We start from the raw sequence: 25,157 nt of genomic DNA on the forward strand, positions 1-25,157 counted from the left end.
GTCAGGCGCTGGCCTTTTCGCGTCGATGGTCGACGAAGAAGGGCTTGCCCTTGGCGACTCGATCCGACGCCCTCGGCATGTTTACCGCTTGGGTTTCCTGCGGTTCGACGTACCAATAGCAATGGCTGACGGCGCGCGTGATACCGACGTAGGCAAGGCGCAGGATTTCGTCCTTTTGCGCAGTGTCGTATGGCTCGCTGTCACCGCTTTTACCCAATCCCGCCATGCGATAGACCTGATTCTTGTACGGAGAGCTGGTCAGATGCTGGCAATCACCCAGCAGGAATACTGCATCAGCCTGCAAGCCTTTGGCGCTGTGATAGGTCAGTTGCTTCAGCCGCCGCGCGTCGTAGGGCAAGCTCGAATCTACATTAAGTACAGGCTGAATATGCTTCTCTATCAATAACTTATCGCTGCTTTTTCGATAAAGCATCAAGATTGAATCACCCCGCCGGTAATGCTCGGCCAGGCGCTGACCCAATGCTTCATCATCCCGCTCAAGCACGTTGACCGGGTGAAGCGGCTTGGGCTCACCACTGGCCTTGGCCTTCTTGCCTGCGATTGCCGGCGCTGCACGGACGATGTGTTCGGCGGCGTCGATGATGTGCTGATGGCTGCGATAGTTGTCACTGAGCATCACTCTTGTGGTGCTCGGTGAAGGAAATTCCTTGTTGAACTCCATGAAATAGCTCGGTGAGCTGCCGCGCCAACCGTAAATCGACTGCCAGTCATCGCCAACACACAATAGCGACGACCGCTGCGCCCCTCGCCCGATGTGCATCGCCGGGCCACGGCTGCGGATTTCATTGAGGCTGGCACGAATCCACGAAACGATCTGCGGCGATACGTCCTGGAATTCGTCGATCATCAAATGCGCCATCGGCCGCAGCAACTCATCGCTGAGCAGCTTGAGGTTTTCCGGCGAGTGCTCGCTGAACAGCGCGAACATGCGGTTGTAGGTCATCACTGGCGGTTTCTGATCCAGCAGGTGATCTTCAAATGCGCGCCAGAACAGGCTCAGGGCTTCAAAGAAAAAACGATCAGGATCGTCCTTGGCGAAGCTCATCCGACTGACCGCGTCTGGTACATCCAGGCCGAGGTTTTCGATAAAGCCTGCTGCGGCGACAAAACAATCCAGCAATGGCGCCGATGCCAGTTCGCCTTTGACCTTGTAATCGAAGCCTGGACCGGCGCTGGCATCTCCGGCCAACGTCGCAAGAACGCGTCTGGATGACTCGTAACTATCCAGCCATATCAATGGCTTACGGCAGAAAGCTTGAAACAGGGTGCGCTTGACCGCCCACTCTGCACGGACACTCAGCTTGGCGTTGGGTCGGGTCAGCTGGGCGTTTTCCCTGGGATCAAAGCCGAGCACCACCCAGGCATCGAGGCTGGGAATATAGCCATGAGCGTGGAACTGCGAGCCATTGATTTCGAAGGCCTGCCGATTCGGCTCAATGCCTTGGATAGGCCACGCACCGGCGCGAAACCACAGATCCTCGATGACATCGCAGAGCTCTTCATCGCGCTTGGCCGCCAGTTCGGTGACCGCCATGCGTTTCTGCACATCGGGGTGATCGCGTTCCAGTTCCTTTAATTGCAAACCCGCGCGGGACAGCGGCTGGATCAACTGGCGGAAACGTTCATCGTCGTTGAACAGCCGGTGATAACAAGCATTAAGTTGCTGTCGCTGTGCGTCATTGATACGCAGGTCAAACGGATTGCTGTCGACCTCCTCTGCGCCGCTGTGCGGGCGATCGCTGAGGTTCTCGAAGGCCTGCAAACGCTCGAAACCCGGCAGGCTGCGGACCATCGGCAGGATGCGCGAGTGGAAGGTTCTGACCAGCTCGCGCGCCTGCTTGAGGTTCAGCGGCTGCCCCCACAGCGTGAAGATTTCGATCAGTTTGTTGATGAAGTCCTTTCGCGATTCGCGGGTGAAGGTCACCACGGTCATCGAATCCAGCTCAAAACCCAGATAATGGCTGAGCAAGAGAATGCGCAGCACCAGCGTGGTCGACTTGCCGGCGCCGGCACCGGCGACCACCGAGGTGGACGGCGTATCGCTGAAGATCATCTTCCACTGCGCGGCGCTGGGCTGGGCGTGGGGCGGAAGCAAACGGGCAACGTCAGCCTTGATGCGCTTCTTCAGTTCCGCCGTCAGCGGCAGGCGCCAGTCATCGAACAGGTGGTTATCGACGCTGGGCGGCCGATGCTCGGTGTTGCGGCTGTCGCGAATCAGCAGCACCTGGCGGCCTTCCTCCAACCCCTCAAGCTTGCCCTCCTTGAAACCGTATTCGACGCCAGCGGTGTGGCCACTGCGAAATCCGTCGGCTTGCCCGTGCAGCCACGACGCCCGGTGCTGGGCGCGCAGCTTGGTCAATCCGTGACCAAAGAATCGTGCGGCCAGACGTTTGAACCAGGGCATCTCGGCCAGTGGACGAAGTTCAGGGGGAAGATCGGGGGTGTGTTGCGCCACGCTGACGGACTCCAGGGTGTGAGGCTGTGGCGGCTATGGTGTCTGGATTTGCTGATGAGTTCTAGCGAAATGCTTACAGGTCATCGGTTTAGGCGACGAATTGAAAGTCGGATGAGACGATGTCGAAGCGCATTCCCATCAAATTACCTGATCATGATGCGGCAGTTTTTGCGCTTTTTATCGATGATTGGCTGATAGATGATCGTCGTCATCAACCACGGGGTCCGCCCCCTGACGACCCTTATTAGGAGACGATCATGCTTGAACTCAGACCCTTCAGCTCGCTGGGCGGCGCCCATCATGGCTGGCTGGATGCGCATCACCACTTTTCCTTTGCCGAATACTACGATCCGCAGCGGATGAGCTGGGGCAACCTGCGCGTGTGGAACGACGACATCATCGCCGCAGGCACCGGTTTCCCGCAGCATCCGCACCGCGACATGGAAATCATCACCTACGTGCGAGAAGGTGCCATCACGCACCAGGACAACCTCGGCAACAAGGGCCGCACCGAAGCCGGCGACGTACAAGTGATGAGCGCCGGCACCGGCATCGCTCACAGCGAGTACAACCTGGAAGACAAGGAAACCAAGATCTTCCAGATCTGGATTCTGCCGACCGAAACCGGTGCGCCGCCGTCGTGGGGCGCCAAGCCGTTTCCCAAAGGCGAGCGCGACGGTTTTGTCACATTGGCCAGCGGTAAGGACGGCGACGATGAGAGCCTGCACATTCGCGCCAATGCGCGTCTGGTGGCGGCCAATATCAAGGCCGGTGAAACCGCCGAATACCGGCTCGACGAAGGGCGTCGCGCCTATCTGGTTCCGGCCACGGGCGTGATCGAGGTCAACGGGCTGCGCGCGCAGGCGCGGGACGGCGTGGCGGTGGCCCACGAGCAAGTGCTGACGGTCACGGCGATCGAGGACAGCGAAATCGTACTGGTCGACCTGGCTTGATCTGCAGGCAATAAAAAAGGGCAACCATTACGGTTGCCCTTTTTCATGTGCGCATCATTTGCTGGAAATGGCGCCATCTACCAAAGTTTGCGCCTCGGCCACCAGTTGCTTGAGGTGGTCGTCGCCGATGAAGCTTTCGGCATAGATCTTGTAGATGTCTTCAGTGCCCGAAGGACGCGCGGCGAACCAACCGTTCTCGGTCATGACTTTCAGACCGCCAATGGCCTGATCGTTGCCCGGTGCGTGGCTGAGGATGCTCTGGATCTTCTCGCCAGCCAGTTCGGTCGAAGTGACCTGCTCCGGCGCCAGCTTGCTCAGTAGCGCCTTCTGCTCAGGGTTGGCCTTGGCATCGACGCGTACCGAGAACGGTTCGCCCAGTTCATCGGTCAGGGCGCGGTAGGCCTGGCTTGGATCGCGTCCGGTGCGCGCCGTCATTTCGGCGGCGAGCAAGGCTGGGATCAGGCCGTCCTTGTCGGTGCTCCATACGCCACCGTCCTTGCGCAGGAACGAGGCGCCAGCACTTTCTTCACCACCAAAACCCAGCGAGCCGTCAAACAGGCCATCGGCGAACCATTTGAAACCGACCGGCACTTCGTACAGGCGACGGCCCAGGCGCTTGGCCACGCGGTCGATCAGACCGCTGCTGACCACGGTTTTGCCGACAGCGGCATCGGCGCGCCATTGCGGACGGTTCTGGAACAGGTAGTCGATGGATACCGCCAGATAGTTGTTCGGCGCGAGCAAACCACCGGACGGCGTGACGATGCCGTGGCGGTCATGGTCCGGATCGCAGGCGAATGCCACGTCGAAGCGCTCTTTCAGGCCAATCAGGCCCTGCATCGCGTGGCTGGACGATGGGTCCATACGGATTTGGCCGTCCCAGTCGACGGTCATGAAACGGAACGTTGAATCGACCTGTTTATTCACCACTTCCAGGTCAAGACGGTAGTGTTCGGCGATGGCCGACCAGTAGCGCACCCCTGCTCCGCCCAACGGATCGACACCCAGGCGCAGCTTGGCGTCGCGGATGGCATCGAAGTCGATGACGTTGATCAGGTCGGCGACATAGGTGTTCAAGTAATCGTGACGATGGGTGGTGCTGGCCTTGAGCGCTTGCTCGTAGCTGATGCGTTTGACCCCGGCCAGTTTGTTCGCCAGCAGCTCGTTGGCCTTGGCTTCGATCCACTTGGTGATGTGGGTATCGGCCGGGCCACCGTTGGTTGGGTTGTATTTGTAGCCACCGCTTTGTGGCGGGTTGTGCGACGGCGTGATGACGATACCGTCCGCCAGGCCAGAGGTACGGCCGCGGTTGTAGCAGAGAATGGCGTGGGAAACTGCCGGGGTCGGCGTGTACTCATCGCCTTCGGCGATCATCACGGTGACGCCGTTGGCGGCGAGGACTTCGAGTGCGCTGGCGCCGGCCGGGGTCGACAATGCATGGGTGTCGATGCCGACGAACAGCGGGCCGGTAATGCCCTGGGCTTCGCGATACAGGCAGATCGCCTGGCTGATGGCCAGAACGTGCCATTCGTTGAAACTCAAATCGAACGAACTGCCGCGGTGGCCGGACGTGCCGAACGCCACTCGCTGGGTAGAAATCGATGCATCAGGCTGGCCGGTGTAATAGGCCGTAACCAGTCGCGGGATATCGACCAACAGTTCTGCCGGTGCCGGTTTGCCCGCAAAAGGACTGAGTGTCATGCAAAAACCTCTGAAATCGGAGTGGTTCAGGAAATGCAGCGCAGTTTACTGGCAGTTTGACCACTGTGCGACGGGATGTATCCGAAACTCGCCCGATGTTTTTTAACGTTATTGACCGGGTGACAGGCGCAAGGCATCGCCGAGCAAGCCGATGACACTCGGCAGATCCCGCTCGCCGTGGTGCAACGCGCTTATCCGCAGATGATCCGCATGCAGACCGTGCAGGCTGAACAGCTCGCCGGGGGCCACGATGATCTGTTGCTTGAGCAGGCGACGGAACACATTCGCCATGTCGACCGGCCGTAACGAACGCACCCACACCGTCGCCCCGCCCTGCGGCTCGACGATCTGCAGCGTATCGCCCAAACGTTCGCGCAGAACCTGGATCAACACGGCTCGCCGCTCACCCAGCATTCGCCGCAGCACAGATAAATGCTGATCAAGCCGCCCGCCATTCAACAACCGGGCAATCGCCTTTTGGCGGATCGGCGACAAGCGAAATGCGCGCAGCAGAAAATGGCGTTGCAGCGCCTCACGCCAGTGACGCGACAGGACAAAGCCGAATGGCGCTTCAGCGCCGATGAATTTCTCGAAAGTGGAAAACACCAGCAGACGCTCAGGATCAAGCCAACTGCGCAAACGCTGTGAATCATTGCGCTCGTCAAGCTCGCTGTAGCAGTCGTTTTCCAGTACCCAGACGCCATGTTGATTGAGCAACTGCGCAGCGGCCTGCTGACGCTCATGGGTGAAACCCTTGCCGTGGGGCATGCTCAACACTGACGACAACAGAACCAGACGTACTGGCTCGTTCTCCAGCAGCGATTGCAGCACCGACAGGTCAAGCACGCCTTCGGCCAGCAATGGCCATTCGATCACGCGCACCCCGCACGACTCGAGCAGACGCAGTATCACCCAGTCGCACGGTGATTCGACAATTACGCTGGCGTGACGCAATTCAAGCACCGAAATCAGAATTTCCAGGACCCCGCGCAGATCGGCACCGATGTAGATGTCATCGGCATGCCAGAAATGCTCCGTCGAACTCGTGTACCGCGCCGCGAGGGCAACCCGCAATTCCAGCTCTCCGCAAGGTTGCACGAATGTCTGTAGCTGACGCGGATATTGGCGCAGAAGCTCACGTTCCAGCGTCAACAACGGACTGTCCAGCGGTTGCAGCGAGGCCGGTTCGTCGGCGCTCAACACACACATTCCGGGACGTCTGGCGTTGACGTACACGGTCTCCAGCAGATCATTGCCGTTGCCGGGCGCATCCATGCTGAACAGCGCTTGCGCGTAATACCCTGACTTGGCTATCGAATAGACTCGACCTTCCTTCTCCAGGAGCGAATAGGCGTACTGCACCGTTGAAATGGAGACATTCAGTCGATCCGCCAGTTGTCGCAAGGAAGGCATGCGTACCGCCGCACCACCTCCGGCGTCATCAATCAGCGTGGTCAGATATCGATAAACTGCCTGATAAACAAAGTCGTTGTCCCGCGCGCTTTTCACACCCTCATTTCCGTAGATATCGGTTCACAACCCAGGCTCCGGCTCACCGTCAGCGTTCCGTCGACCGCTCGAACGGCGCAGCCGAACGCGCCTCATCCGAACCCGAACTCTCCGAGGCCAATTGCGCGGGCGCATGAATCTGCACAGGGCCCGTTGCATAGAGGCGGATCACCAACCTGACCGGCAACCCGCTCACTTCCGTTATCCACTTCAAAACCTGCTCCGGCGCGTGCAAGCCTTGCATGGCGCGGTGCAGGTCAGGCATGGCGACCAGCATGCCGGGATGACAGTTGCGCAGGAACCGCTCGAGCCCTTTGCCGTTGTCGATGAACGGTGCAAACAGCAGGCACACCAGCTGCGTTTCGCTCAATCCGAAACCATTGATGAGGTAATCCTCGGCAAGCGCCCGCAGCTGCTCTGGCCCGCCGGCATTGTCATAGCTGGCCAGCAAGTGCTCGCAGACAGATTCGGCGACCTGTTTTCGCCGCATGTCTGCCAGCGTGTGACGAACATAATCGTCGATACCCGCCTCATAGTCGCGCCCCTCGATGAAGCGTGCGTACAAACCTCGCACGTGCGCCGAGATCAGAGGGTCAGCGAATACCGCTTCGCCCTGGTACAGCGCCAGGTCGTCAGGTTCATAAGCGAGAAATTCGCCCAGCAGCGGCCAGCGATCCTCGATTTTGCCGACCATCATGTCGTTGATGTCGATAAAACTGGTGCGCCGGCAGGCTTCGAACTCACCTTCCGGGCGCCACGCTATCCGGTCGTCATCTGCGCGCAGCTCGCGGTAAAAATCATCACCGAGCCCGTCGAGCAGCGGAAAAAGCGCTTCGAATCCGGCATTGACCAGTTCTGGACCGGCTATTGCCACTCGCTGCATTGCACGGTTCAGGCCTTCGAGGAAATGCTGCTGACTGCCTTTGGTTTCAGTGCTGATCATGGCGTCGACACCATTGTTCCAGCGGGCGATCTGGCTGTAGTACTCGGCCGTCGCCAGATAGGCTTCATCCCATAATTCAGGCGTTTCCAGCCAGGTGCGACAGTGCCCGACCAGCAGCAGATTGACGCGACTGGCCTCACGCCCTTCGTTGCTCACAGGCGTGCGATGGTCGAACGGCAGCACTTCGCGGTTATCGACCATCAGCACCTCGACCCGTGGATCGTCATAAAGGAATAGCGCGCTGTAGCTGCGATGCAGGTTTTGCAGGGCGAGCGGGCTGTCGCCACTCCAGCGCAGGGAAGCCACGCGCAACTGGAAGGTCGCCGGAGCACGTCCGGCAATGGTCAACTGCGCAGCCCGGAGCAAAGCCAGGGTGTAGCAGCCGTCACGCAGGCCGGACTGAGGCACCAGCACCTTGAATTGCCCAATGTTTTCCATGCCGCCAGCGGCCACCACCAGGCGCTGTATCAGCAACTGCAATGCCGTGCGCTCGGCTCGGGAAAAGAAACTCAGCAGACGCTGCAATACTTGCTGATAGACATAGTTCATTGCCTGATCATGGATCGTGCTCATCGGTATTTACCCGGTATCAAAAGTTTCATGCCGCGCAGACATGACAATGGGCGCGCGGCAATTGGATCAATAAGTAATAGACGCTGAAATGCTAACACTTACAAAGTTGTAGTTATTTGAAACACTTCACCTGAATAAAGCCATCCAAATGCCAAGCGTCACGCTCAACCACCCGTATTCATTGGGCTTTCGCCATCCACAAATGATCTGAGGAAACTTCCCACAACGTCCCACGACAAATCATTACAAGAAAAGGAGAAGCAACTTCCGAAACGCCCTACAGCAATTAAACAGAAATTGGCGAAGCCAGCCGAGCCAGCCATTTGATATTGCCTTGGACAAATTGAATGCACAGCCATAGCTCATTCCTTGAGATGAAAGTAATCATTCAATTATCAGTGCTTATAGTGTGATTAGAAGATACAGATCGAAGGCAAAAACCAGTTCAGTTGCTGAAGGGCCAATGCTTCGATATCGGGAAGGGTTTACTGACGGCGGAGGATCTAAACAGAAAAGAGTCCGTGGCGGCCACGGACTCTGATGAGCGGATTTACGCGGTTTCCACTTGCAGGGCCACTCGCTCGCGGCATGGGCATTCGTCCATGTAGCGATGCGCTTCGACGAACTCGTTGAACGCGAATACACGCGTCTTGAGCGGCAGGAGCACGCGGTCAGCGGTCAACTGGTTGATGTCACGCAGAGCACGCTGCAGAGCGACGTGGTCCTGAACAATGCCCAGCTCCGGCTTGCCGGTGAAGTTGCCGATGCAGTGCACGAAGAACTGGATGTTCTTCTGAAATGCTGCACACGCCGGGAACGGGGTCTGGTTACCACCTTGCAGCCCGTACAGCACCAGACTGCCGCGTGGCGCCAGCACATCGCCAAGCAACGACATCTGCGGGCCGCCAAGACCATCGAACACCACATCGACGCCGCGGTTGTCGGTGATCTTGTTGATGCGCATCAACAGATCTTCCTCTTCGGTGACGATGACCTTCTCCGCACCGAGGGACAGCAGGTACTCCCGCTCCTCCGCCGATTTGGTCGCGGCGATCACTCGCACACCCAGCGCTTTGCCCAATTGCACAAACGACGGGCCGGCGCAGTGGCTGGCGTCAGTCACCAGGGCAAATTGACCCGGTTTAACCCGCGCCAGATCGGCATAAGCGAAGTAGGCGATCAGCAGCGGCGTGTAATGCACGCTCGCTTCGATCGGGCTGAGCACATCGGGATAACGGGTCAGCGCGGTGCGCGGCAGAACGATCGACTCGCCGTAAACCGGATAGTCGTTCGGGCTTTCCGCTGGAAAACTGGCCACTTTGTCGCCGACGGACAGGTCGTCGACGTCAGCGCCCACCGCAGTGACCACCCCAGCCATTTCATGACCGAGGCCCGAAGGCAGACGTGCCTGGGACGACGCCAGATTCTGGCGCCACAGGGTGTCGTACCAACTGATGCCGATTGCCTCGACACGCACCTGCACTTCGCCAGGACCTGGCTGAGCAGCCGCATGCTCTTCGCATTTGAGCACCTCGGCCGGACCAAACTTGTGAAAACGGATCGTGCGGGACATCGCAAACCTCGTCAAAGTAACCTCTAATGCCATGAACTCTATCTGGGCTTTCGACCCAAGACCATCAGTGGCTATTAATAGTCGACATGCCTGTCATTGATTCCGCATCAAGGGCGGCATTGGCAAATTCCATGAAAAAAGGCCTGCCGCCGTCGCAGTAAAGCTGAATTTTCCGGTGCAGAGTACCAGCCTTTCCCCGTAAGATTCATGCCGGCCATTGTTCTCATATGGTCGCCCTCGTCAAGTTTGATGACTCTGCCAGGACTCCAGATGAATCGTAATGACCTGCGTCGTGTCGACCTGAACCTGCTGATCGTGTTCGAAACATTGATGCACGAACGCAGTGTGACTCGGGCCGCGGAAAAATTGTTCCTCGGCCAACCGGCTATCAGTGCGGCCTTGTCGCGCCTGCGCAGCCTGTTTGACGATCCCTTGTTTGTCCGCACCGGCCGCAGCATGGAGCCGTCCGCCCGCGCGGTGGAAATCTTCGCCCTGCTCTCGCCCGCCCTTGATTCGATCTCGACCGCGGTCAGTCGCGCCGCCGATTTCGATCCGGCGACCAGCACGTCGGTGTTCCGCATCGGATTATCCGACGACGTCGAATTCGCCCTGCTGCCAATGCTGCTCAAGCGCCTGCGCGCCGAAGCACCAGGCATCGTCCTTGTGGTGCGGCGGGTCAACTACATCTTGATGCCTGGCCTGCTGGCCTCCGGCGAGATTTCGATCGGCGTCAGCTATACCACCGACCTGCCGGCCAACGCCAAGCGCAAGGTCCTGCGCCGCAGCGCACCGAAGCTGCTGCGCGCCGACACCGTGCCGGGGCCGCTGAGCCTGGACGACTATTGCGCCCGACCGCACGCACTGGTGTCGTTCGCTGGTGACCTCAGTGGTTTTGTCGATGAAGAACTGGAGAAACTCGGACGCAAACGGCACGTGGTGCTGGCGGTGCCACAGTTCAACGGACTGGGCACGCTGCTGGCGGGCACCGATATCGTCGCGACCGTGCCGGATTACACGGCTGAGGCACTGACGGCAGCCGGCGGTCTGCGGGCTGAAGATCCACCGCTGCCGACGCGTACATTTGAACTGCACATGGCCTGGCGTGGGTCGCAGGATAACGACCCGGGAGAGCGGTGGTTGAGGTCGCGGATTCAGATGTTTTTTGGCGATCCGGATAGTCTGTAGCCGGACCTACTTGCCACCCGTCACATCCAGAAAAGTCCCGGTGACAAACGAAGCCTCCGCGCTGGCCAGCCACAAAATGGCCCGCGCCACCTCTTCCGGCTGACCGCCCCGCCCCATCGGGATCGAATCCTTCACGCGATCCACCCGCCCCGGCTCGCCGCCGCTGGCGTGCATGTCGGTATAGATGTGCCCCGGGCGAATGCAGTTGACCCGAATCCCCTCGCGCGCGACTTCCTTGGCAAAGCCGATGGTGAAAGTTTCCAGCGCACCTTTCGATGCTGCATAGTCGACGTATTCATTCGGGCTGCCCAAGCGTGCGGAGGCAGAAGAAACGTTGATCACCGCGCCGCCTGTGCCGCCGTGCCGGTAAGCCATTCGCTTCACCGCCTGCTGCGCGCACAGGATCGCTCCCAGAGCATTGACCGCGAAGATGCGTTGCATGCGTTCGAAGCTCAGGTCCTCCATGGGTGACTGTTTTGCCAGAACGCCAGCGTTATTGACCAGAACGTCGATACGCCCGAATGAACGATCGATAGCCAAGAACAGTTCAGCAACCTGCTCGGGGTCAGCACTGTCAGCACGCACCGCGAGGCGTTTGCGTCCCAATTCTTCGATATCCGCCACCACCTCAAGAGCGGCGGACTCGTTGGCGACGTAGCTGATGGCGACGTCGTAGCCTTGTGCTGCGGCGAGTCGGGCGGTGGCGGCGCCGACTCCGCGACTGCCGCCGGTGATCAGAATCAGCGGTGCTTGCGAGACTTTATCCATGCGACGTTCTCCTGAGCAGTTGGTCTGTGTCAGCCGATGATGATGGCGCCGCTAGCGATGACCACGCAGGCCAGCATCCTGCGGACGGTGAGCTTTTCACCGAGGAACAAATAGCCGAGCAATGCGGCAAACAACACGCTGGTTTCGCGCAAGGCTGACACCGCGCCCAGTGGCGCTTCGTTCATGGCGTAGATAACGATTGCGTAGGCCAGCAACGAGACCAGTCCGCCGACCGCAGCGGTCAGCATTCCGGGCCGTACGGAAAACAGACTGCGAGCATCGCGCAGGCCGATATACACCAGCGGCATCAGCACGCCCCACAGTGCGCTCATCCAAACCGTGTAAGCCAGAGGCGCCCCCGACAGTCTGGCGCCAATGCCATCGACCACGCTGTAGGCAGCGATGAAACAACCGGTGCCCAGCGCATACGGCAGGCTCGGCACCGACAGGCTGCGCCCGCGAAAGGCCAGGGAAATGATTCCGCCGGATACCAGACCGATGCCGAGCAGTTCGCCGGGGGTAATGGTTTCGCCGGCAAACAGCGCGGCGCCGAGGGTGATCAGCGCCGGTGACGACCCACGGGAGATCGGATAGATCTGCCCAAGGTCGCCGACCCGATAGCTGCGCACCAGAAACAGGTTGTAGCCGACATGCAGCAGTGCCGAGAGCAGCGCATAACCCCAGCTCTCAGATGCAGGCGCGGCCATGAAAAAGGTGGCGATGAGGCAGACGATGGCGATGGCCACGCACATTATTGTCATCGACCAGAGCCGATCGGCACCGCCGCGCAGCAGCGCGTTCCAGCTGGCGTGCAGGAGCGCGGCGAACAGAACGAGGAGTACGAGATGGATTGGCATGCCGCATTCTAGGCATCTCGGGCATTGGCATTACAGCGAAGTTTCCTCATTGCAGCATGAGCAAAAGCTCATGCTTCAGCGCTGGGGGTTCTGCACCTTCAATGCTTCACTGAGCAACCAATCACGAAAACTGAGAATGTGTGCCTGGGCTTCGATGCCTTTGGGGCAGACGAAATAGTAGGCCAAAGGCGAAGTGAACGGCACATCGAACAGCCTCACCAGACGGCCATCGGCGATTTCGTTTTCGACATGGCCGCTGCGCACCAGCGCCACACCCTGGCCGAGCAACGCAGCTTCCACCGTCATATTGGTATCACCAAACCTGACGCCTTCGCGCAGCGGTAAAAACTCCAGCCCGACGGACTGAAACCACACCTCCCATTTCGGCGCCAACTCGGCGCCGTCGCGGATAAGTAACGGCATCTGCAGCAACTCCGCGGGACTGCACGGCCTGCCGACGCGCTGCAGCAGTTCGGGACTGGCCACGGGAAACACCTGCTCACCGAACAGGAACTCCGAATACAGACCGGGATAATTGCCTTTGCCCAAGCGAATGGCGACATCGGCTTCGCCGCTGGCAAAATGGATGATCGTGTCCGTGGTATCCAGCGACACCAACAGCTCCGGGTGCAGGCGCGACAGATTCGGCAAGCGTGGCAGCAGCCACTTCAAGGCAAACGAATAAGTGGTGCTGACGGTCAGGCGAACCCTGTCCTTTTGCTCGCGCAGATCCTCCAGCGTTGCTTCAAGGCTCATGAAAAATTCGCGCACGATCGGCGCCAGCGTCGCCCCCGCCGCAGTGAGGCGTAACGACTTGCCGCGCTCGAACAATTGCAATCCCCAAAGTTCTTCCAGGTGCCGGAGCTGATGACTGACGGCGCTTTGGGTCACGTGCAGTTCTTGAGCGGCAGCCGTGAACGTCGGGTGCCGAGTGGCCACTTCGAAAGCCCGCAGGGTCGCGGTCGGGGGCAGGTCGCGCATATATGAAAGTTCCGGGGGTGGCAGAAGCTGACGGCATGAATATCAGCTCATGTTAGAGCGAAATGCGTTCGCATGCCTCTCGCCCCAAGTGGATTTGGTGACGATCGGGTTTGGGTTTAGCCGCAGACCCACAAATCGAAAGCCCAGAGCCGATGACAAACCTTATGGTAACGATTAGATTACCGCCGCCCCGCCAATGGAGAGTCGGGCATTCAGTCTTTGCTCTCGTTGGCGGCGGTGTTTGCACCAACGAAAACACCGGGATGTATCTGTCCCGTCTTTCGACTGACCATTTTTTAGGGAAAAAAACATGAGCCTGGTTTTCTGCCGTGGTTGCGCCAAGGAAATAAGTACTCTGGCACTGGCATGCCCCCAATGCGGCGCACCTCAAGCGCCACTGCATTCCATTGCCAGTGGCCCCGTCATGGCGAGCGGCAACCCATACGTGGAAGCACTGAAGAAATATGCCGTGTTCACCGGACGCGCCACGCGCCGTGAATACTGGATGTTCTTTCTGATCAACATGGGCATCGCTATTGTCATGAGCGTTTTCGACGCCATGCTCAAGACCGGTGGCGCCTTGCAGAGCGTGTACAACCTGGCGATGCTGTTGCCGAGCCTCGCTGTTGGCGTACGGCGCATGCACGACACTGACCGCAGCGGCTGGTGGATTCTGCTGCCCATCGTCAACATCGTGTTTCTGGCGCAAGACAGCCAGCCTGGCCCGAATCGCTTCGGTGCCAACCGCAAAGGCTTCAACTGATCAATAGCCGCAATCGCGGATCGAAACGGCCTTCATGGCCGTTTCTTTATATATGACTCCCCTCTCACAAAGGCCTTGCTGGATCATTGCTGGTCACGCAAGACAGATTTGCAAGAAAACACATTGTTAGCCCCCTAACGAAAGGTGCATGCTAGAGGGCTGCCTCGGCGCTTATATCATTCCGAATGATAGTTACCTTTGCTTCATTCGATTCGTGCCATCACACCCGCGCCGAGCATCATCCGCCCATCTTCAATACTTCGGCGGATTGCATCCATGGAACAATCACTCAAACATTTGCGCTTCCCGTTGGCCATGCTGGCCGTACTGGTGATGAGCGCCTGCGGCAAAACTCCGGAGACTGCTGGCGCCCCGCCCGCTGCCAAAGTCAGCGTAGCCAAGGTGCTGGAACAACCGGTCAACGAGTGGGATGAATTTACCGGGCGTCTCGAGGCGCCGGAAACCGTTGAAATCCGCCCACGGGTTTCGGGCCAGATCGATCAGGTCGCGTTCACCGAAGGCGCGTTGGTCAAGAAAGGCGACCTGCTGTTCCAGATCGACCCGCGTCCATTCCAGGCCGAGGTACGCCGCCTCGAAGCTCTGGTTGCTCAAGCCCGCGCCACCGCCACTCGCAGCGAAAACGAAGCCGCTCGCGGTGAACGTCTGCGTGCCAGCAACGCCATTTCCGCTGAACTGGCCGACTCGCGCACCAGCGCTGCCCAAGAGGCCCGCGCCGCCGTTGGTGCCCTGCAGGCACAACTGGACCTGGCCAAACTGAATCTGAGCTTCACCCGCGTGACCGCACCGATCAGCGGCCGCGTCAGCCGCGCCGAAATCACGGCCGGCAACCTGGTGACCGCTGACACCACCGCGCTGACCAGCGTCGTCTCCACCGACAAGGTCTACGCCTACTTCGACGCCGACGAACGCGTGTTCCTCAAATACACCCAACTGGCCCGCAACGGTCAGCGCGGCGCGACCACGCCGGTGTACATGGGCCTGTCCAACGAAGACGGCAACCCGCACCTCGGCCAGATGAACTTCGTCGACAACCAGGTCAATCCGAAAACCGGCACCATCCGTGGTCGCGCAGTCTTCGACAACGCTGACGGCACCTACACCCCGGGCTTGTACGCACGGCTGAAACTGGTCGGCAGCGGCACCTACAACGCCATGCTGATCAATGACGAAGCCGTGGGCACTGACCTGGGCAAGAAGTTCGTGCTGGTGATGGATGGCGACAACAAGACCGCCTACCGCGCCGTCGAACTCGGTCCGAAGATTGAAGGCCTGCGCATCGTCCGCAACGGTCTGAACAAGGACGACACGATCATCGTCAAGGGTCTGCAACGGGTTCGTCCTGGCTCACCGGTCACCCCTGAAGTGATTCCGATGGCCAGCGAGCAGACCCTCGCCGCCCTCGCTCAACAACGTCAAGCGCTGGAAGCCAGCAACCTGCCCAAAGTTGCCCCTGCCAAGGGCGCATCGGGTTCGGCTGCGAAGCTGGCCGCTACGACCCCACGCGGTTAAGGGACGACAACTCCGATGAATTTTTCCCAATTCTTCATTTCCCGGCCGATCTTCGCAGCGGTGCTGTCGCTGTTGATCCTGATCGCCGGTGCGATCTCGCTGTTCCAGTTGCCGATCAGCGAATACCCGGAAGTCGTGCCGCCGACCGTGGTCGTGCGCGCCAACTTCCCGGGCGCCAACCCCAAAGTCATCGGTGAAACCGTGGCCGCTCCGCTGGAGCAGGCCATCACCGGCGTCGAGAACATGCTGTACATGTCCTCGCAGTCGACCGCTGACGGCAAGATCACCCTGACCATCACCTTCGCCCTGGGCACTGACCTGGACAACGCGCAGGTGCAGGTGCAGAACCGGGTGACCCGGACCGAGCCGAAGCTTCCCGAGGAAGTGACGCGCATCGGTATCACTGTCGACAAGGCTTCGCCCGACCTGACCATGGTTGTGCACTTGACCTCACCGGACAAGCGCTACGACATGCTCTACCTGTCCAACTACGCAATCCTCAACATCAAGGATGAGCTGGCTCGCCTGGGTGGTGTCGGTGACGTGCAGTTGTTTGGTATGGGCGACTACTCGCTGCGCGTCTGGCTTGATCCGAACAAGACCGCTTCGCGCAATCTGACCGCGACCGATGTGGTGACCGCGATTCGCGAGCAGAACCGTCAGGTCGCCGCCGGTCAACTGGGCGCGCCCCCTGCCCCGACCGCGCAAAGCTTCCAGCTGTCGGTCAACACTCAGGGCCGTCTGGTTTCCGAAGAAGAGTTCGAGAACATCGTCATTCGTGCAGGCGACGACGGTGAGATCACTCGCCTGAAGGACATCGCGCGCATTGAACTGGGTTCCAGCCAATACGCCTTGCGCTCGCTGCTGAACAATCAGCCGGCGGTGGCGATCCCGATCTTCCAGCGTCCCGGCTCCAACGCCATCGACATTTCCAACGAAGTGCGCGGCAAGATGGAAGAGCTGAAGAAAGGCTTCCCGCAGGGCATGGACTACAGCATCGTGTATGACCCGACGATCTTCGTTCGTGGTTCGATCGAGGCGGTGGTGCACACCCTGTTCGAAGCGCTGATCCTCGTGGTGCTGGTGGTGATTCTGTTCCTGCAGACCTGGCGCGCCTCGATCATTCCGTTGGTGGCAGTGCCGGTATCCTTGATCGGTACGTTTGCGGTCATGCACCTGTTCGGCTTCTCGCTCAACGCCCTATCGCTGTTCGGCTTGGTGCTGGCCATCGGTATCGTGGTGGACGACGCCATCGTCGTGGTGGAGAACGTCGAACGGAACATCGAACTCGGACTGACGCCGGTCGAAGCGACCAAGCGCGCCATGCGTGAAGTGACCGGGCCGATCGTGGCCACGGCACTGGTGCTGTGTGCCGTGTTCATTCCGGCGGCATTCATTTCCGGCCTCACCGGGCAGTTCTACAAACAGTTCGCACTGACCATCGCGATCTCGACAGTGATCTCGGCATTCAACTCGCTGACCTTGTCGCCAGCACTGGCTGCTGTGTTGCTGAAAAGTCACGACGCGCCGAAAGACCGCTTCTCGAAAGTGCTCGACAGGATCTTCGGTGGCTGGCTGTTCCGTCCGTTCAACCGTTTCTTCGACCGTGCCAGTCATGGCTACGTCGGCACCGTGCGCCGGGTCATCCGCAGCAGCGGCATCGCCCTGCTCGTGTATGCAGGCCTGATGGTGCTGACCTTCTTCGGTTTCTCCAGCACGCCGACCGGTTTCGTACCCGGCCAGGACAAGCAATACCTGGTGGCCTTCGCGCAATTGCCGGATGCCGCGAGCCTGGATCGCACCGAAGACGTGATCAAGCGCATGTCCGACCTCGCGCTGAAACAGCCGGGCGTGGAAAGCGCCGTAGCGTTCCCGGGCCTGTCGATCAACGGTTTCACCAACAGCCCGAACGCCGGCATCGTCTTCGTGACGCTGAAACCGTTCGACGAGCGTAAAGACCCGAGCATGTCCGCCGGTGCGATTGCCGGTGCCTTGAACGGCCAGTACGCGAACATTCAGGAAGCGTACATGGCGATCTTCCCGCCACCGCCGGTACAAGGCCTGGGCACCATTGGTGGTTTCCGCCTGCAGATCGAAGACCGGGGCAACCTCGGCTACGACGAGCTGTACAAAGAAACCATGAACATCATCAACAAGAGCCACAACGTGCCGGAACTGGCTGGCCTGTTTACCAGCTACACGGTGAATGTGCCGCAGGTCGATGCCGCCATCGACCGCGAAAAAGCCAAGACCCATGGCGTGGCCGTCAGCGACATCTTCGACACCCTGCAGATCTATCTGGGCTCGCTGTATGCCAACGACTTCAATCGCTTCGGGCGCACCTATCAGGTCAACGTTCAGGCCGAACAGCAGTTCCGCCTCGAATCCGACCAGATCGGTCAGTTGAAAGTACGCAACAACAAAGGCGAGATGATCCCGCTGGCGACCTTCATCAAGGTCAGCGACACCTCGGGACCGGATCGCGTGATGCACTACAACGGCTTCATCACCGCTGAAATCAACGGTGCCGCAGCCCCGGGCTACAGCTCTGGCCAGGCGGAAAAAGCCATCGAGAAACTGCTCAAGGAAGAACTTCCGAACGGCATGACCTACGAATGGACCGACCTGACCTACCAGCAGATTCTGTCCGGCAACACCGCGCTGTTCGTGTTCCCGCTCTGCGTACTGCTGGCGTTCCTGGTGCTCGCCGCACAATACGAAAGCTGGAGCCTGCCACTGGCGGTGATCCTGATCGTACCGATGACCCTGCTGTCGGCCATTACCGGTGTGATCATCTCCGGCGGTGACAACAACATCTTCACCCAGATCGGCTTGATCGTACTGGTGGGACTTGCCTGTAAAAACGCGATTCTGATCGTCGAGTTCGCCAAGGATAAACAGGAAGAAGGCCTCGACCCGCTCGCAGCGGTGCTGGAAGCCTGCCGCCTGCGTCTGCGGCCGATCCTGATGACCTCGTTCGCGTTCATCATGGGCGTGGTGCCACTGGTGTTCTCCAGCGGTGCCGGTGCCGAGATGCGTCACGCCATGGGTGTGGCGGTGTTCTCCGGGATGCTCGGGGTGACCTTCTTCGGTCTGCTGCTGACGCCAGTGTTCTATGTACTGATCCGTAACTTTGTCGAACGCGGCGAGCAGCGCAAAGCAGCCAAAGCCCTGCAATTGGAGGCGCAACAATGAGTCTGAAAGTCTTCCTGCCGAGTCTGCTGGTGCTGGCCCTCAGCGCCTGCGCCGTCGGCCCCGACTACAAGACCCCAGCCACGGAGGCGGCCAACATCACGACCGCCACCGATGGCGCCGCCGGGCAAAAGAACTTCGACCGTTCGAAATTCGAAGGCATCTGGTGGCAGCAATTCGACGATCCGACCCTGAACCAGTTGGTGAGCCAGTCGCTGCAAGGCAACCGTGAACTGCGCGTGGCGTTCGCCCGCTGGAAAGCCGCCCGGGCGATCCGCGACGACGCCAGCAATGACGCGATGCCGACCATCACCAGCCGCGCCAGCAGTGACCTGGGCAAAGGCCAGATTCCCGGCCAGACCACCGACCGGGTCAATAGCGAACGTTATGATCTCGGTCTGGACATGGCCTGGGAGCTGGACCTGTTCGGCCGCATCCAGCGCAATCTGGAAGCCAGTGATGCCGACCAGCAAGCCGCCGAAGCCGATCTGTATCAGCTGCAAGTCACCATGATTGCCGAATTGGTCGATGCCTACGGTCAACTGCGCGGCGCCCAGCTGCGGGAAAAAATCGCCGTGGCCAACCTCAACAACCAGCAGGAGTCGCGCAAGATCACCATCAGCCTGCGTGACGCCGGTGTCGGTGATCAGCTTGATGTCGAGCGCGCCGATGCGCGTCTGGCCAACGTCGAAGCCTCCGTGCCGCAGTTGCAGGCGGAACAGGTTCGGCAGAAAAACCGTATCGCCACCCTGCTCGGCGAACGCCCGGACAAGCTGACCGTCGACCTGAGCCCTAAAGACCTGCCGGCCATCGCCAAGGCGCTGCCGATCGGTGATCCGGGTGAACTGCTGCAACGTCGTCCGGACATCCTCAGCGCCGAGCGGCAATTGGCTTCGGCCACTGCGCGCATCGGCGTGGCCAAAGCCGACCTGTTCCCCCGGGTCAGCCTCAGCGGCTTCCTCGGCTGGACCGCCGGGCGCGGTTCGCAGATCGGTTCCTCGGCGGCCAACGCCTGGGCGCTCGGCCCAAGCATCACTTGGGCGGCGTTTGACCTCGGCAGCGTTCGCGCCCGTTTGCGCGGCGCCGATGCTGACGCCGAAGGCGCACTGGCCAACTACGAGCAACAGGTGCTGCTGGCGCTGGAAGAATCGGAAAACGCCTTCAGCGATTACGGCAAGCGTCAGCAACGTCTGATCTCGCTGATCCGTCAGAGCGAATCGAGTCGCAAGGCTGCTGACCTGGCGGAAATCCGCTACCGCGAAGGCACCACCGATTTCCTCGTCCTGCTCGACGCCCAGCGTGAGCGACTGAACGCCGAAGACACTCAGGCCCAGGCCGAAGTCGAGCTGTATCGCGGCATCGTCGCGATCTACAAGGCCCTCGGCGGCGGCTGGCAACCGGAGACAGTTGCCAGCAAGTAAAGATTGTTAAAGAGCTCCTTTGGTTGGCCGCAACCAACCAATTTCTTTGCCCCGCGTATCATTCGGTCGCGGGGTTTTTTTATGCCTTTGTGCAGCACAAGGTTTCTTGTTGATCGTTCCCACGCTCCGCGTGGGAATGCCTCAAGGGACGCTCCGCGTCCAGTGACGCGGAGCGTCACGGGCTGCATTCCCACGCGGAGCGGGAACGATCAACAGAGTATCTACAGGGGATCAGGGTTCCAGGACGGTGACGGTGGCGGTCGTACCGGCGCGCAGGCGATGCTTGCCGGCAAAGTCGCCATCGATGCCGATACGCACCGGCACCCGTTGTGCCAGTTTCACCCAGGTGTAACTCGGGTTGATGTTCGCCAGCAGGCGGCTTCCCGGTGCGTTTTCGCGGTCGGCGATGGCGAAGGCGATGCTTTCTACCGTGCCGCCGAAACGCTCACCGCTCATCAATTGAATGCGTACCCGGTCGCCCTCCGCGATTCGTGGCAGCTTGGTTTCTTCGAAATAGCCGCTGACGTAGAACGAATCGCTGTCGACCAGCGCCAGCAGTGCCCCACCCGCCTGCGCGTAATCACCTTGGCGGGTCAGCAGGTTAGTGACATAACCGCTGACCGGCGATTCGACGCGGGTACGCTGCAAGTCCAGTTCGGCCTGGGTCAGCGCGGCAATTGCCAGCTGTACATTGGCTTCAGCCAAACCGAAGTTGGCCTGATTGCGCAACAGATCCGCCTGGGCAACCGCCACGTCGGTGCTGGCCTTCTCCCATTCTTCACCGGAAATGGCGAAGCCCTGCTTCAGCGTACGGCGGCGGCGCTCCTCGCTCTGACGCTGTTTTAGCAACGCTTCACTGGCGACGATTGCCGCTTGCGATTGCCCCAGCGAGGCCTTGGACACTTCCACCGAACGCCGGGCATGCTCGACCGCCAGTTGATAGCGCGCCGGATCGATCTCCAGCAACAATTGGCCCTTGTCGACATGCTGGTTGTCCTGCACTGCCAGTTTGACGATTCGCCCCGAAACATCCGCCGACAGCGTCACCACATCCGCCCTCACCCGAGCATCCCGTGTCCACGGCGCGCGGGTGTAATACTCCCAGGCGAACCAGCCGAGGACGATCGCCAGGATCACCACTGCCACGGTCATCATTCGTGCAACTAGTGCTTTCAAGACATCAGGCTCCCATCAACAGAATCAGCGTGGCGCAGACACAGGCATACAGCGCGCCTTCGAACAGTGCTTCATGCCACACCAGGCGCAGCACGCCGAGGCGCCGCAGACACCAGTCCAGCAACATGAAAATCGGAATCGCCAGTAACAGTGCCTGGGCAATCGGCGGCAGATAAACCCCGCCAATCTCAAAATCAATGGGCAAGTTGCGGTTCTCCTTCCAGTGCTTGAGGTTGCAAATGTTCGCCGTGCCGGTCGAGGAACGACACCACAATCAGCAGCGCCACACGCATGCGAAACACCGACCAAAGATGTTCATGACTTGAGGCGTGCAGCTCGTCCAGCTCGTCTCCGAGCTGGTGCAACGTGGCCAGCAGCGCCGCGAGCTGGACATCGTCGCGACCGGCAACCAAACGACCAGTCTTGCGCAACGCCGACGCCAGGCGTTGGCCGAACGCATCGGTGAGCAACCCATTGTTCTGCGCCTGCTGCCGCAGCTGATGCATGGCCACGCCCAAGGCCACGCAAGCCAGGCTGATTTCATACAAGCGCTGCATGGCACGATCGTTCGCCGCTGGCAGCAGGCCGAGCATGCTGGTCAGGCGATCGGTCATCCGACTCTCGAAAGCGAATTGTTGTTCATCGGTCGCAGGCATTTTGCTCAGTTGGTACACCTGCTCCCGCGCTTCGCCGTACAGGCGGCGGATGCGCAAGGCCGGGCGGAACGGGAAGATCAGCGCATAAACGATCAGGGCCAGCATCGCTGCGCTGACGTAGGCGCCGGCGAATTCGAACCATTGAATCGCCGTGTTCTGCCGAGTGCCGGTATTTTGCGGTCCGAGCATGAGAAAACTGGACAGCCCAAGGCCCATGCCGATACCGGCGGTGGCCGGACTGGAAATGCCCACGGCAATGGCATACAGCAGCGGCGCCAGCAGCAAGGCCAGCAGCTCGAAATCACTGATCGCCGGCACCAGCATGAACTGGTAGAACGCCGACACCACAAGCGCCAGGCCCAAGCCTCGTGCATAGCTTTGCGCAGCCATCAGCGGACGCGGAAAAGTCGCCATCAGCGAGCAAAGAATCCCCACCAGAATCATCCCGCCGCGCGCGCCATCCCACGCCGTTTCGATCCAGATCAACCCGCTGACCAACAGCGCGGTAAAGGCACGGATCGCATTCATCGAAGCCAAGGTGAAATCCAGATGCAAAGGACTGCTCTGGCCGCGATACAGGCAACTGGCCGGGCGCCCTTCCTGAATCGCGTCGCTCAGTTCGAGGATCTGCTCAAGTTGCTGCAACAGGCGCGCCTGCTCCCAACGCAGCGCCCAAGCCAATGAACGCAGGGTCGCGCTCATGTTCTCGGTCTGCTGCTCGGCCTTGTACGCCAACGCTTCGAACTGTTGCTGCAAGGTGACGAAACGCTGCCGATCGGCACCAGACAGCGCGCGGCCCTGTTGCGCCAGCTGCTCAAGCAACGCCAGTTCCTCGGCACGCAGCTGCTGGACCTCCAGCGGCAGATCGCCCTCCCAGCGTTCGATGAGCAATTCACGCTGATGACGCAGCGCGGTCAGTCGCGAGGTCAGCAGCATCAGTTGATTGCCGAGCAGCAATACCAGGTTGTCGGCACTGCGCAAACGTGGAGCATCGAAATACAAATGACGTCGCAAACCTTCCAGTGCGCTGATCTCACCGAGCAGCTGCATCTGCCGACGCTGGAAATCGGCTTCGCTTTCTTCCGTACGAAGCACCTCGGCAGCGTGGCTGGCCGCCAGTTTTATGACCTGATCGATTTTGGCGAAATAGCCCTTGGCGACGGCTTCAGGCCGGGCCGTCAGCAAACTGACCACACAGACACAGGCAACCGCCAACAGGGTTTCGGTGACGCGGGTGACCGCCAGCAGAAAGGTGCCGTCCTGATCCGGAATCGCCAGTAAAGCTACGACCACAGCGGTGTAACCACTGAGCACGAACGCCTGGGAACTGGTGTAGCGCAGCAAGGTGCCGCCCGCCGTGCACAGCGCCAGCCACAACGCCAATGTCGTGATGAACGGCAGCGGCGCCTGAGGGAAAATCGCCATGATCAGCACCGCCACCGCGGCACCCACGGTGGTGCCGATCACCTGGCCGAAACTGCGCGCCAGTGCCATCCCTGCCAGTGGCTGGCTGACGATCACCACGGCCATGATTGACCACTTCGGCTGTTCGAGATCGAAGATGAACGCCAGATAGAGGGTCAACAGCCCGGCGGCGATGGTCCGCAGGGCAAACAGCAGAACAGCCTGACCGGGCTGGATCAAAGCCTTGAAATAGGTGTACAGCGCAGACATGGGCACTCTCTTTAAAACGACTTCTGCAAGCTTAGACATTGCAGCAAAAGCCTGACGGATTTCACAGTCGACACGTGTTGTAGGACGATTCGCTGGCAACGGTTTGACTCACGCGCCAAGCTGAACGAAGCTTGCCGCTCTGCTCAAGTTCGAAGCTTTCGGAAACCCGCATGACTCAGTCCCGCCGCAACCTGCTGATCGGCCTAGGCCTCGTACTGATCCTCGGCGTCGTCTGGCTGTCCTGGCGCAGCAGCACTCCGACCATCCCCGATGCTATCAAACATGGCTACAGCGAAGCGCTGAACGCCGCGCGCACCGGTGAGCCCGGAGCGGCGCGCCAGTTGTACCAGCAATTGGGCCGCCCGGACATCTCGGTCAAGCGCCGGGTCTGGCTGCATGGCGAGCTGCCCAATTACCCCAGTCCGCAGGCGTTGAAGCTGGCGGACATCGACTTGCATCACGAAGCGCCGCAAGTGCGCGTCGCAGCGATCAAAAGCATCGTCGGTCTGGTGCCCGGCGGGCAGCGCAGTCTGCTGCTAGGACCGTTGCTCGATGATGAAGAACAAACTGTCCGTTTCGCCGCGATCAATGCCCTGCTCGGCCTGGCCCCGGACGAGCTCGGCCTGTATTTCGCACCGCTACAGCAGGCCATCGACGGCTGGCAACAGACCTTGGAAAGCCAGCCGGAAAGCGCCGCCAACTATGCGCAACTGGCACGTCTCTATATTCATAACGCCGAATACAAACAGGCACAGCAAGCGCTGGACAACACGTTGCGCCTGGAACCGGGCAACCTGGCGGCGCTGGTCATGCAGATCGATGTGCTCGACCGCCAGGGCCAGAGCGATGCCGCCCGCCAGTTGCTCGCCCGCCAACTCAAGGCGCAGCCCGATTCGGCCTATCTGCAACATGCCCTCGGCCTGTGGCTGCTGCACCACGGCCAGCGCGAATATGCCCTGCTCGGCCTGTCCAAAGCGGTCGAGCTGGAACCGGACAACAAGGATTATCGCTACGACCTCGCCACCACTCTGCACAGCGCGGAAGAACTGGAAGCGGCGCAGAAACAACTGCAGGAAATCGTTCAGCGCCACCCCGCCGACCGCAAGGCGCGAGTGCTGTTGATCAACTATTGGAAGGAAAGCGGCCAATTGCAGAATGTGCAGATCCTGCTGGCGCAACTGGAGCAGCTGAATCCGGACGACCCGGCCCTGCAACAGGGTCTTTAA

The 25,157-nt window shown here is 60.1% G+C and carries 18 protein-coding genes; 7 read left to right on the top strand and 11 right to left on the bottom strand.

Annotated elements, in window-relative coordinates; all coding sequences use genetic code 11:
* Window position 1: 1 nt before the first annotated feature.
* Window positions 2-2,476 (bottom strand): UvrD-helicase domain-containing protein, encoded by a 2,475-nt coding sequence (locus AC0IXA_RS02205; protein ID WP_471811454.1) that lies wholly within the window; start codon window positions 2,474-2,476, stop codon window positions 2-4.
* A gap of 257 nt (window positions 2,477-2,733) precedes the next feature.
* On the opposite strand from AC0IXA_RS02205, the gene AC0IXA_RS02210 reads away from it, so the two are divergent.
* Complete coding sequence (locus tag AC0IXA_RS02210) at window positions 2,734-3,429, top strand: pirin family protein (RefSeq protein ID WP_471811456.1); 696 nt, start codon at window positions 2,734-2,736, stop codon at window positions 3,427-3,429.
* A gap of 54 nt (window positions 3,430-3,483) precedes the next feature.
* Here the strand turns inward: AC0IXA_RS02210 and pgm are convergent, their stop codons facing one another.
* From pgm to AC0IXA_RS02230, 4 genes are all read right to left on the bottom strand, one after another.
* A complete protein-coding gene (gene pgm / locus AC0IXA_RS02215; RefSeq protein WP_133336210.1) occupies window positions 3,484-5,130 on the bottom strand; it encodes a phosphoglucomutase (alpha-D-glucose-1,6-bisphosphate-dependent) in 1,647 nt (548 codons plus the stop codon).
* A gap of 108 nt (window positions 5,131-5,238) precedes the next feature.
* Window positions 5,239-6,639, bottom strand: a complete 1,401-nt coding sequence (locus AC0IXA_RS02220) for an aminotransferase-like domain-containing protein (protein WP_341637405.1) — start codon at window positions 6,637-6,639, stop codon at window positions 5,239-5,241.
* A 49-nt stretch (window positions 6,640-6,688) separates the two neighbouring features.
* Entirely contained in the window at window positions 6,689-8,155 is a 1,467-nt protein-coding gene (locus AC0IXA_RS02225; RefSeq protein WP_471811459.1) for a hypothetical protein, read from the bottom strand.
* 550 nt (window positions 8,156-8,705) lie between these two features.
* Entirely contained in the window at window positions 8,706-9,728 is a 1,023-nt protein-coding gene (locus AC0IXA_RS02230) for a zinc-dependent alcohol dehydrogenase family protein (protein ID WP_016774849.1), read from the bottom strand.
* 270 nt (window positions 9,729-9,998) lie between these two features.
* Between AC0IXA_RS02230 and AC0IXA_RS02235 the strand changes: the two genes are divergently transcribed.
* The gene (locus tag AC0IXA_RS02235) at window positions 9,999-10,913 is read left to right on the top strand and encodes a LysR family transcriptional regulator (RefSeq protein ID WP_016774850.1); all 915 of its coding nucleotides are present in this window, start codon (window positions 9,999-10,001) and stop codon (window positions 10,911-10,913) included.
* A gap of 6 nt (window positions 10,914-10,919) precedes the next feature.
* Here the strand turns inward: AC0IXA_RS02235 and AC0IXA_RS02240 are convergent, their stop codons facing one another.
* The 3 genes from AC0IXA_RS02240 to gcvA all read right to left on the bottom strand — a co-directional run bounded on the left by AC0IXA_RS02240 (window position 10,920) and on the right by gcvA (window position 13,519).
* The gene (locus tag AC0IXA_RS02240) at window positions 10,920-11,681 is read right to left on the bottom strand and encodes an SDR family oxidoreductase (protein ID WP_471811461.1); all 762 of its coding nucleotides are present in this window, start codon (window positions 11,679-11,681) and stop codon (window positions 10,920-10,922) included.
* 29 nt (window positions 11,682-11,710) lie between these two features.
* Window positions 11,711-12,538 carry an EamA family transporter gene (locus AC0IXA_RS02245; RefSeq protein WP_471811463.1) on the bottom strand — a complete coding sequence of 276 codons (828 nt, stop codon included), beginning with the start codon at window positions 12,536-12,538 and terminating at the stop codon, window positions 11,711-11,713.
* Window positions 12,539-12,613: 75 nt separating this feature from the next.
* On the bottom strand, window positions 12,614-13,519 hold the full coding sequence (gcvA, locus tag AC0IXA_RS02250) for a transcriptional regulator GcvA (RefSeq protein ID WP_341637401.1): 906 nt from the start codon (window positions 13,517-13,519) through the stop codon (window positions 12,614-12,616).
* Window positions 13,520-13,829: 310 nt separating this feature from the next.
* Between gcvA and AC0IXA_RS02255 the strand changes: the two genes are divergently transcribed.
* The 4 genes from AC0IXA_RS02255 (at window position 13,830) to AC0IXA_RS02270 (ending at window position 20,425) form a co-directional block, all read left to right on the top strand.
* Window positions 13,830-14,282 (top strand): DUF805 domain-containing protein, encoded by a 453-nt coding sequence (locus tag AC0IXA_RS02255; protein WP_122611336.1) that lies wholly within the window; start codon window positions 13,830-13,832, stop codon window positions 14,280-14,282.
* A gap of 276 nt (window positions 14,283-14,558) precedes the next feature.
* Window positions 14,559-15,812, top strand: a complete 1,254-nt coding sequence (gene mexE, locus AC0IXA_RS02260) for a multidrug efflux RND transporter periplasmic adaptor subunit MexE (protein WP_024013077.1) — start codon at window positions 14,559-14,561, stop codon at window positions 15,810-15,812.
* A gap of 15 nt (window positions 15,813-15,827) precedes the next feature.
* Window positions 15,828-19,007 (top strand): efflux RND transporter permease subunit, encoded by a 3,180-nt coding sequence (locus tag AC0IXA_RS02265; protein ID WP_130909872.1) that lies wholly within the window; start codon window positions 15,828-15,830, stop codon window positions 19,005-19,007.
* Entirely contained in the window at window positions 19,004-20,425 is a 1,422-nt protein-coding gene (locus AC0IXA_RS02270) for an efflux transporter outer membrane subunit (protein WP_471811466.1), read from the top strand. Before AC0IXA_RS02265 ends, AC0IXA_RS02270 begins: the two co-directional genes overlap by 4 nt.
* A gap of 231 nt (window positions 20,426-20,656) precedes the next feature.
* On the opposite strand, the gene AC0IXA_RS02275 is transcribed toward AC0IXA_RS02270, so the two are convergent.
* Genes AC0IXA_RS02275 through AC0IXA_RS02285 form a run of 3 tightly spaced genes read right to left on the bottom strand, consistent with a single transcriptional unit; the run spans window position 20,657 to window position 23,931 of the window.
* Window positions 20,657-21,580, bottom strand: a complete 924-nt coding sequence (locus AC0IXA_RS02275) for an efflux RND transporter periplasmic adaptor subunit (RefSeq protein ID WP_471811630.1) — start codon at window positions 21,578-21,580, stop codon at window positions 20,657-20,659.
* A 25-nt stretch (window positions 21,581-21,605) separates the two neighbouring features.
* Window positions 21,606-21,806, bottom strand: coding sequence for a DUF1656 domain-containing protein (locus AC0IXA_RS02280; RefSeq protein ID WP_016774855.1), 201 nt, complete (start codon window positions 21,804-21,806; stop codon window positions 21,606-21,608).
* Window positions 21,796-23,931 carry an FUSC family protein gene (locus AC0IXA_RS02285; RefSeq protein WP_471811468.1) on the bottom strand — a complete coding sequence of 712 codons (2,136 nt, stop codon included), beginning with the start codon at window positions 23,929-23,931 and terminating at the stop codon, window positions 21,796-21,798. Before AC0IXA_RS02285 ends, AC0IXA_RS02280 begins: the two co-directional genes overlap by 11 nt.
* A 170-nt stretch (window positions 23,932-24,101) precedes the next feature.
* Here AC0IXA_RS02285 and AC0IXA_RS02290 point away from each other — a divergent pair, with 170 nt between their 5' ends.
* The gene (locus AC0IXA_RS02290; protein ID WP_122506846.1) at window positions 24,102-25,157 is read left to right on the top strand and encodes a tetratricopeptide repeat protein; all 1,056 of its coding nucleotides are present in this window, start codon (window positions 24,102-24,104) and stop codon (window positions 25,155-25,157) included.

Source organism: Pseudomonas sp. AC083 (genome assembly GCF_979253165.1).

Coding starts and splice junctions, on each gene's coding strand:
- AC0IXA_RS02285 (WP_471811468.1), bottom strand. CDS start 23,931: ATGTCTGCGCTGTACACCTATTTCAAGGCTTTGATCCAGCCCGGTCAG.
- AC0IXA_RS02270 (WP_471811466.1), top strand. CDS start 19,004: ATGAGTCTGAAAGTCTTCCTGCCGAGTCTGCTGGTGCTGGCCCTCAGC.
- AC0IXA_RS02265 (WP_130909872.1), top strand. CDS start 15,828: ATGAATTTTTCCCAATTCTTCATTTCCCGGCCGATCTTCGCAGCGGTG.
- AC0IXA_RS02210 (WP_471811456.1), top strand. CDS start 2,734: ATGCTTGAACTCAGACCCTTCAGCTCGCTGGGCGGCGCCCATCATGGC.
- mexE (WP_024013077.1), top strand. CDS start 14,559: ATGGAACAATCACTCAAACATTTGCGCTTCCCGTTGGCCATGCTGGCC.
- AC0IXA_RS02275 (WP_471811630.1), bottom strand. CDS start 21,580: ATGATGACCGTGGCAGTGGTGATCCTGGCGATCGTCCTCGGCTGGTTC.
- AC0IXA_RS02230 (WP_016774849.1), bottom strand. CDS start 9,728: ATGTCCCGCACGATCCGTTTTCACAAGTTTGGTCCGGCCGAGGTGCTC.
- pgm (WP_133336210.1), bottom strand. CDS start 5,130: ATGACACTCAGTCCTTTTGCGGGCAAACCGGCACCGGCAGAACTGTTG.
- AC0IXA_RS02290 (WP_122506846.1), top strand. CDS start 24,102: ATGACTCAGTCCCGCCGCAACCTGCTGATCGGCCTAGGCCTCGTACTG.
- AC0IXA_RS02255 (WP_122611336.1), top strand. CDS start 13,830: ATGAGCCTGGTTTTCTGCCGTGGTTGCGCCAAGGAAATAAGTACTCTG.
- AC0IXA_RS02240 (WP_471811461.1), bottom strand. CDS start 11,681: ATGGATAAAGTCTCGCAAGCACCGCTGATTCTGATCACCGGCGGCAGT.
- AC0IXA_RS02235 (WP_016774850.1), top strand. CDS start 9,999: ATGAATCGTAATGACCTGCGTCGTGTCGACCTGAACCTGCTGATCGTG.
- gcvA (WP_341637401.1), bottom strand. CDS start 13,519: ATGCGCGACCTGCCCCCGACCGCGACCCTGCGGGCTTTCGAAGTGGCC.
- AC0IXA_RS02245 (WP_471811463.1), bottom strand. CDS start 12,538: ATGCCAATCCATCTCGTACTCCTCGTTCTGTTCGCCGCGCTCCTGCAC.
- AC0IXA_RS02225 (WP_471811459.1), bottom strand. CDS start 8,155: ATGAGCACGATCCATGATCAGGCAATGAACTATGTCTATCAGCAAGTA.